The following is a 7,489-nucleotide window of genomic DNA, read 5'->3' as shown; positions in this document are numbered from 1 at the left end:
AGGCGGGACCGGGAGCGGGGACGACGTTCCCGGCCGGGGGGTGGCCCGGCCGCCATGGCGGGTCGTTCCCGCCGCGCACCGCCGACTGACATCCCCGAAGGCGCCCCGTAGCATGTGGGCCGATCGATTCCGGTCACACCCGATCACACCCCGGCGCGCTCCGAAGTACTCCGGAGCGCGCCGGAGCGCACCACCGCGTGAGCACGAAACGGAGCACCCATGGGCCTCGGTCTGCGCTGGACCCTGCACGGCGACGGTCGCACACCGGCGCCCGGAGCCGTCGTACGGCCCGACGAGCGGCTGTCGTGGCCGCGGACGGCCGGGCTGGGGGCACAGCACGTGGTCGCCATGTTCGGCGCCACCTTCGTCGCCCCGGTCCTGATGGGCCTGGACCCGAACCTGGCCATCATGATGTCGGGCGTCGCCACCATGGTGTTCCTGCTCATGACGCGCGGCCGGGTGCCGAGCTATCTGGGCTCCAGCCTCTCCTTCGTCGGCGTCGCCGCGGCGATCCGGGCGTCGGGCGGCGACAGCGGGACGATCACCGGGGCGCTGCTGGTGGTCGGCGTGGTGCTGCTGCTGGCCGGCCTGGTGGTGCAGAGGTTCGGCGCGCGGATCATCCACGCCGTGATGCCTCCCGTGGTCACCGGCGCGGTCGTGATGCTGATCGGCTTCAACCTGGCCCCGGTGACGGCCTCGACGTACTGGCCGCAGGACCAGTGGACGGCGCTGCTGACCATGCTCTTCACCGGGCTCGCGGTGGTGGCGCTGCGCGGTTTCTGGTCCCGTGTGGCGATCTTCCTCGGGCTGGTATTCGGCTACGTCGTCTCCTGGATCATGGACCTGGTCTTCGGGAAGATCCACTCCCCGGCGGGCGGCGGGGAGGCCGTCGACCACTGGCGGCTGGACCTCTCGGGCGTCTCCGAGGCCGACTGGATCGGGCTGCCCTCCCTCCACGCCCCCGAGTTCCAGTGGTCGGCGATCCTGGTGGCGCTGCCGGTGGTGATCGCGCTGATCGCGGAGAACGCGGGCCATGTGAAGGCCGTGGGCGAGATGACCGGCGACCCGCTCGACGACAAGCTGGGCACCGCGATCGGCGCCGACGGCGCGGCCACGGTGCTGTCCACGGCGGTCGGCGGCCCGGCCACCACCACGTACTCCGAGAACATCGGCGTGATGGCCGCGACCCGCGTCTACTCCACCGCCGCCTACTGGGCCGCCGCCTGCTTCGCCGTGCTGTTCGGGCTCTGCCCGAAGTTCGGCGCGGTGATCGCCGCGATCCCCGGCGGTGTGCTCGGCGGGATCACCGTGATCCTCTACGGCATGATCGGCCTGCTCGGCGCGCAGATCTGGCTCGCGGGCCGGGTGGACCTGCGCAACCCGCTGAACCTGGTGCCGGTCTCGGCGGGCGTCATCATCGGCGTCGGCGGCGTCAGCCTGGAGATCACCGACAGTTTCGAACTGAACGGCATCGCGCTGGGCACCATCGTCGTCCTCACCGGCTACCACGTGCTGCGGGCGCTGGCCCCGGCGCACATGCGTGCCCAGGAGCCGCTGCTGGACGAGGGCACCTCCTCCTACGACACCGACACCGACACCGGGGCCGAGACCGCGGGCGGCGGCACGGACGGCGCCGGCGGCACGGACGGCACCGGGCCCGGCAAGCGGTAGGCGGCAGGCGGCGTTGCGGCCGCCCCCTGCCGCCCGCCGCTCCCCCGGCGGACAGCGGTTCGCCGTCCGTTCGGGGGTCGCCCGATCCGGGGGACTTCCCGCTCTCCCCCCTGCGTCCGGCCCCTTTCTGCCACGCTGAGCGCATGACGATGACGCAGTCCGGGTCCGCCGCCGGACCCGCCGCCGCGGACCGGACGGGCGAGGCGGGCGGGGCCGAGGGGATGGACGGGGTGATCGCGCGGATGCGCGCGCTCCAGGAGGAACTGCCGCCGCACGACGGGGTGGCGGCCTTCAACCGGGTCTATCTGTCCGTGACGCTGTCGGTGCGCCACAGCCTCGTCGACGGTCTCCTGCCCCGCCCCCGCTCCGCGGCGGCCCTGGCGGCGGTCTTCGCCGGACGCTATCCGGCCGCCGTCGACCTGGCCGCCGCCGGGGGACCCGTCCCCGCCTGCTGGCGTCCGCTGTTCCGGGCGCGCCACCACACGGGCCTGCACCCCGCGCAGTTCGCGCTGGCGGGGGTCAACGCGCACATCGGGTACGACCTGGCGATGGCCGTGGTGGAGACCGCCCGGGCGCACGGGTGCGAACCCTCCGCGCTCCAGGGCGCGTTCGACCGGATCGGGGACGTCCTGGTGGAGCTGGAGGAGCGGATCCGCGAGGACCTCGCGCCCGGTCCCGGTCCGCTGGACATCGCCGATCCGCTCACCCATCTGATCGCCGGCTGGAACATGGAGCGGGCCAGGGACTCGGCCTGGTCGGCGGCGCGGCTGCTGTGGAGCATGCGGCGGCTGCCGGAACTGGCCGAGGAGTTCACCCGCCGGCTGGACTCGGGGGTGGGCCTGGTGGGCCGCTTCCTGCTCACTCCGCTGGAACGCCGCCCGGTCGCACGCACGGGGTGAGCGCCACAGGCCGGACCCGACCGGCCCGTCTCACCCCTTCAGTCCCGAGCGGGACACCCCCTCGATCACCCAGCGCTGCGCCACCACGTACAGCAGCAGCACGGGGACGCTTGCGATGACGGCCCCGGCCATCAGCAGGTCGTAGCGGATGTTGTTGGCGCCCTGGAAGTTGGCAAGACCGGCGGGCAGAGTCAGCGTCTCGGGGCTGAGCAGCACGTACAGCGGCCACAGGAAGTCGTTCCAGTTGCTCAGGAACGACAGCAGGGCGAGCGTGACCAGGGCCGGGCGGGCGAGCGGGAGCACCACCCGGAGGAAGATCTGCCACCGGTTGCAGCCGTCGATCTCCGCGGCCTCCTCCAGTTCCCCGGGAAGGGTGAGGAAGAACTGCCTCAGGAAGAAGACGCCGAACGCGCCGGCCGCCGCCGGGACGATGATCGCCGGAAGGGTGTCCACCCAGGCCAGTTCGTTGACGATCAGGAAGTTGGGGACCAGCAGGATCACCGGGGGCACGAAGAGGGTGGCCACGACGCCCGCGAAGATCACACCCCGGCCGCGGAAGTCCATACGGGCCAGCGCGTACGCCGCCGGGGTGGCGGTGGCCAGCACCAGCGCGGAGTGGGCGGTCGCGGCCAGCAGGCTGTTGAGGAACCACTGCACGACCGGGCTGTCGGTGGAACCCAGCACCTGGCGGTACGCGTCGAGGGTGAACGGGTCGGGCGTCCAGCGCGGTTCGGTGGCCCCGGCCTCGCCCCGGGTCTTGAACGAGGTGGCCAGCATGTACAGCAGCGGGCTGAGGTACAGCGCGGCGACGACGCCCAGGACGAGGTGGAGCAGGGAGCGGCGCAGCCGGCGGGTGGGCGCCTGGGCCGCGCCCACCCGGCCGGCCCCTGCCCGTCCCGCCGCCCCGGGGGACGGCTCCGTCGTCTCGGAGACGGGTCGGCCCTCGTGCGTCCGGGACCCGGACACCGGGGCGGAGCCGGAGCGGGCGGCGGTCATCGGTCCTCCTGACGTTCGCGGAAGATGCGGAAGATCACCGCGCTGGCGGCCATCAGCGCCAGGGCGAGTACGAAACTCATCGCCGAGGCGGTGCCCATCTCGAACCGGCGCAGACCGGTCTCGGCGATCAGGAAGATCGCGGTCTTGGTCTCGTCCGCCGGGGCGCCGGTGGTGATCAGATAGGACTGGCCGAACATGTTGGCCGACGCCAGGAGCGTGGCGTTGATCACGAACAGCAGCACCGGGCGGAGCCCGGGCAGGGTGACGTGGACGAACCGCTGCCAGGCGCCGGCGCCGTCGACGCGGGCGGCCTCGTACAGCTCGGTGGGGATGTCCTGGAGTCCGGCGAGGTAGATGACGGCGTTGAAGCCGAGCGTCCACCAGACGGTGACGCCCACCAGGCCCCACCAGGCGGCGGGCGTGTCGGTCGTCCACTGGATGTCGTCGGGCAGCCCGAGCACGCCCAGGTAGTGGTTGACCATGCCGATGTTGCCGTCGAGCAGGAAGCGCCACAGCAGGCCGACCACGGCGACGCCGAGCACGTACGGGGCGAAGTACACCGCCCGGTACAGGTTGCGGCCGCGGAACCTGCCGTTCATCAGCATCGCCACGAACAGCGGCACGGCCAGCAGGAACGGCAGGGACAGCGCGGTGAAGATCCCCGTCGCGCGCATCGCGGTCCAGAAACGCGGCCCCTCCACGCTCCCGAGGTCGAACAGTTCGCGGTAGTTGTCCAGGCCGACGAAGGGCTTGGCCGGGATGTTGATGTCCCACGAGTGGAGGCTGATCCACAGGCCGTAGCCGATCGGGGCGAGGACGAAGACGGCGAACAGGGCCAGGTAGGGGCCCATGAAGACGTACGGCGTCCACCACCGGTAGGAGCGGGTGGCGACCCGGGCGGGGGTCCGGCCACGCCCGGCTCGTGCTCCCGCGGTGGACGGCCGTGCGGTCAGCCGCAGTGCCACGTCGGATGCCTCACTTCGCGTACTTCTGCTTGTTCTCCGCAAGGAGCTTGTCGGCCGTGCGCACGCCCTCGGCCAGAGCCTCGGCGGGCGGGAGCTGGCCCAGGACGGCCTTCTGGACGGCCAGTTCGAGCGCCTTGGACTGGACGTCGCCGATGCCGGGGAGGGCGGGCAGGAAGTGGAAGATCTCCAGGTCCTCCGCCAGCTCGATCTGCGGCAGCCCGGCGACCTCGGAGTCCTCGCGGACGGAGTTGCGGGCGGGGATCATCCCGGCCTTGGCCCACTCGGTGGAGCGCTTGCTCATGTGGTCGATGAAGAACTTGGCGGCCTTGACCTTGTTCTCGTCCTCGGCGGCCTGCGAGGTGAGCACGAAGTTGTGGGAGGCGCTCCAGGCGGCGGGGGCGTCGCCGATGGTGGGGATCGGGGCCATCTCCCAGCGCAGGTTCTTGGCGTTGGCCTTGAGGTCGTTGATCTGCCAGATGCCGTCCCAGGTGAAGCTGACCCTGTTGTTCTTGAAGGCGTTGTACTGGGCGTCCTGGGCGACCTGGGCGGGGCTGTGGCCCTTGGTGATCTGCTCGCGCATCCACGACAGGGCCTCGACCCCGGCGTCCGAGCCCCACTTGGCGGCGGTGCCCTCGGTGTCGTACAGCTCGCCGCCGAACTGCCACAGCAGGGACATGAACATCAGGTGGGCGGGCCACTTGTTGGGCATCCAGAAGGGGGTTTCGACCCCGGCGTCACTCAGCTCGGCGAGCGCTTCCTCGTAGCCGGAGCGGTCGGTGGGCAGCGCGTCCAGTCCTGCGCGGGCCAGGTGCCTGGCGTTGGCGTAGTCGGCCAGGCAGTGCACGTCGAGGGGGATGCTGTAGCGCTTGTCCCGGTAGATCCCGGCCTGCCAGACGGCGGGGATGAAGTCGGACTCGGTCAGCTCCAGCGCGGAGACCAGGTCGTCCAGTGGGACGAGGGTGCGGCGTGCGGCGAAGGTGGCGACCCAGTCGTTGTGGATGACGGCCACGTCGGGGCCCTTGCCCGCGGTGATGGCGGTGGGCATGGCCGGGTAGAGGTCCTGCCACTGCCGGGTGGTGTTGCGCACCTCGATCCTCCCGGCGTACTCCTCGTTGAACGCCTTGAGCATGGCGCGCATGTGGGGGCCGTCGCCGCCGGTGAAGCCGTTCCAGTACTGGAGGGTGACCTTGGGGCCGTCGTACTCGCCGCCCTTGAACTCGGGCGCGTCGTCGGGGCCGCTTTCGTCGGCGCCCAGCTTGGTGCCCCCGCCGCAGGCGGTGAGCAGACCGGTGCCGGCCAGGGCGCCCGCGGCGCCGAGGAAGGATCTGCGCCGCATGTTCGTACCGTACGGGGATGTACTGCTCATTGTCTGCTCCTGGGAGGTGGTGGGTCGCTACCGAGGCGGCGGGGTGCGGGGACGGTCAGCGGGTGGCGAGGCGGATCATGCTCCAGGAGACCGGCGGCAGATGTGCCTTGAGGACACCGTCGCCGGTCTCGGTGCCGACCACCGGGCGGGGCCGGACGCGGTCGGGACGCTCGGCGGTGTTGACCGCGGAGGGGTCGTCGTCGGCGAGCGCGAGGTGTTCGACGACCCGGGCGCCGGGGAAGGGTCTGAGATCGGCGGTGAGGGCGAGGGGGGAGGTGCGGTCGCGGTTGACCGCGAACAGGGCGATCTCGCCGCTCTCCTCGTCATGGGTGGCCGTGGCCCACAGGGCCGGGACCTCGCCGTAGCGCTCGGTCTCGATCACCGGCGAGTCCGGCTCGACGCGCAGCACGGTGCCCCGGGCATGGCGCGCCGTCTGCGCGAAGGGGTGGAAGATCGTCTGCCGCCAGGCGGGGCCGCCGGGCTCGGTCATGATCGGGGCGATGACGTTGGCGAGCTGTGCCTGGCAGGCGGCTCCGACCCGGTCGGCGTGGCGGAGCAGGGTGATCAGCAGACTGCCGACGACGACCGCGTCGGTGACGTCGTAGACGTCCTCGATGAGGCGGGGCGCGGGCCGCCAGTCCAGGGAGTCCTCGCCGCCGAAGCGGCTCTGGTACCACACGTTCCACTCGTCGAAGGAGAGCTTGATCTTCTTCCGGTCGCGCAGCCTGGCGCCGACGTGGTCGGCGGTGGAGACGATGGAGTCGATCATCCGGTCCATCTCGGTGGCGCTGGCCAGGAAGGAGTCGGCGTCGCGGTCGGTGGGGTCGTAGTAGGCGTGCAGGGAGACGTAGTCGACGAACGGGTAGGTGTGCTCCAGGACGGTCGCCTCCCAGGAGGCGAAGGTGTCGATGTAGGCGTTGGAGCTGCCGCAGGCGACCAGTTCGAGGCCGGGGTCGAAACGCTTCATGGCGCGGGCGGTCTCGGCGGCGAGCCGGCCGTACTCGGCGGCGGTCTTGTGGCCCATCTGCCAGGGGCCGTCGAGCTCGTTGCCCAGGCACCACATACGGACGCCGTGCGGGTCGGCCACGCCGTGGGAGCGGCGCAGGTCCGACAGGGCGGTGCCGCCCGGGTGGTTGGTGTACTCCAGCAGGTCCAGGGCCTCGGACGTGCCGCGGGTGCCGAGGTTGAGGGCCATCATCGGCTCGATGCCGGCCTTGCCGGCCCAGGCCATGAACTCGTTGAGGCCGAAGGCGTTGCTCTCCACGCTGCGCCAGGCCAGGTCCAGGCGGGTGGGGCGCCGGTCGGCCGGGCCGACCCCGTCCTCCCAGCGGTAGTTGGAGACGAAGTTGCCGCCGGGGTAGCGCACGAGCGTGACGCCGAGTTCGCGGACGAGGTCCAGGACGTCCGTGCGGAAGCCGTCCTCGTCGGCCGCCGGGTGGTCCGGCTCAAAGACACCTGTGTAGACCGACCGGCCCATGTGCTCGACGAAGGAGCCGAACAGGCGCCGGTCCACGGTCCCGATGCGAAAGCCTGGGTCGACGGTGAGACGGGCGGTGGGCATGGGCGCTCCATGAGGCTCAGGGGGCGGGCGG

General features: G+C 71.7%; 6 protein-coding genes. 2 read left to right on the top strand and 4 right to left on the bottom strand.

The window, feature by feature from the left end; genetic code table 11:
* Positions 1-219: 219 nt before the first annotated feature.
* On the top strand, positions 220-1,671 hold the full coding sequence (locus L7D48_RS23105; RefSeq protein WP_237882058.1) for a uracil-xanthine permease family protein: 1,452 nt from the start codon (positions 220-222) through the stop codon (positions 1,669-1,671).
* A 143-nt stretch (positions 1,672-1,814) separates the two neighbouring features.
* A complete protein-coding gene (locus tag L7D48_RS23100; RefSeq protein ID WP_374493397.1) occupies positions 1,815-2,570 on the top strand; it encodes a DUF5995 family protein in 756 nt (251 codons plus the stop codon).
* Positions 2,571-2,600: 30 nt separating this feature from the next.
* Here the strand turns inward: L7D48_RS23100 and L7D48_RS23095 are convergent, their stop codons facing one another.
* The 4 genes from L7D48_RS23095 to L7D48_RS23080 form a co-directional block, all read right to left on the bottom strand.
* Positions 2,601-3,566, bottom strand: coding sequence for a carbohydrate ABC transporter permease (locus L7D48_RS23095; protein ID WP_237882056.1), 966 nt, complete (start codon positions 3,564-3,566; stop codon positions 2,601-2,603).
* A complete protein-coding gene (locus tag L7D48_RS23090) occupies positions 3,563-4,531 on the bottom strand; it encodes a carbohydrate ABC transporter permease (protein ID WP_237882054.1) in 969 nt (322 codons plus the stop codon). Before L7D48_RS23090 ends, L7D48_RS23095 begins: the two co-directional genes overlap by 4 nt.
* A 10-nt stretch (positions 4,532-4,541) precedes the next feature.
* Entirely contained in the window at positions 4,542-5,867 is a 1,326-nt protein-coding gene (locus L7D48_RS23085) for an ABC transporter substrate-binding protein (RefSeq protein ID WP_237882052.1), read from the bottom strand.
* An 85-nt stretch (positions 5,868-5,952) separates the two neighbouring features.
* A complete protein-coding gene (locus L7D48_RS23080; RefSeq protein ID WP_237882050.1) occupies positions 5,953-7,458 on the bottom strand; it encodes an alpha-N-arabinofuranosidase in 1,506 nt (501 codons plus the stop codon).
* Between the last annotated feature and the right edge of the window lie 31 nt (positions 7,459-7,489).

It is taken from the genome of Streptomyces sp. ICN903 (assembly GCF_022015835.1).
GTDB lineage: Bacteria > Actinomycetota > Actinomycetes > Streptomycetales > Streptomycetaceae > Streptomyces > Streptomyces fenghuangensis.
This window is presented reverse-complemented; position numbering and strand designations above follow the sequence as displayed.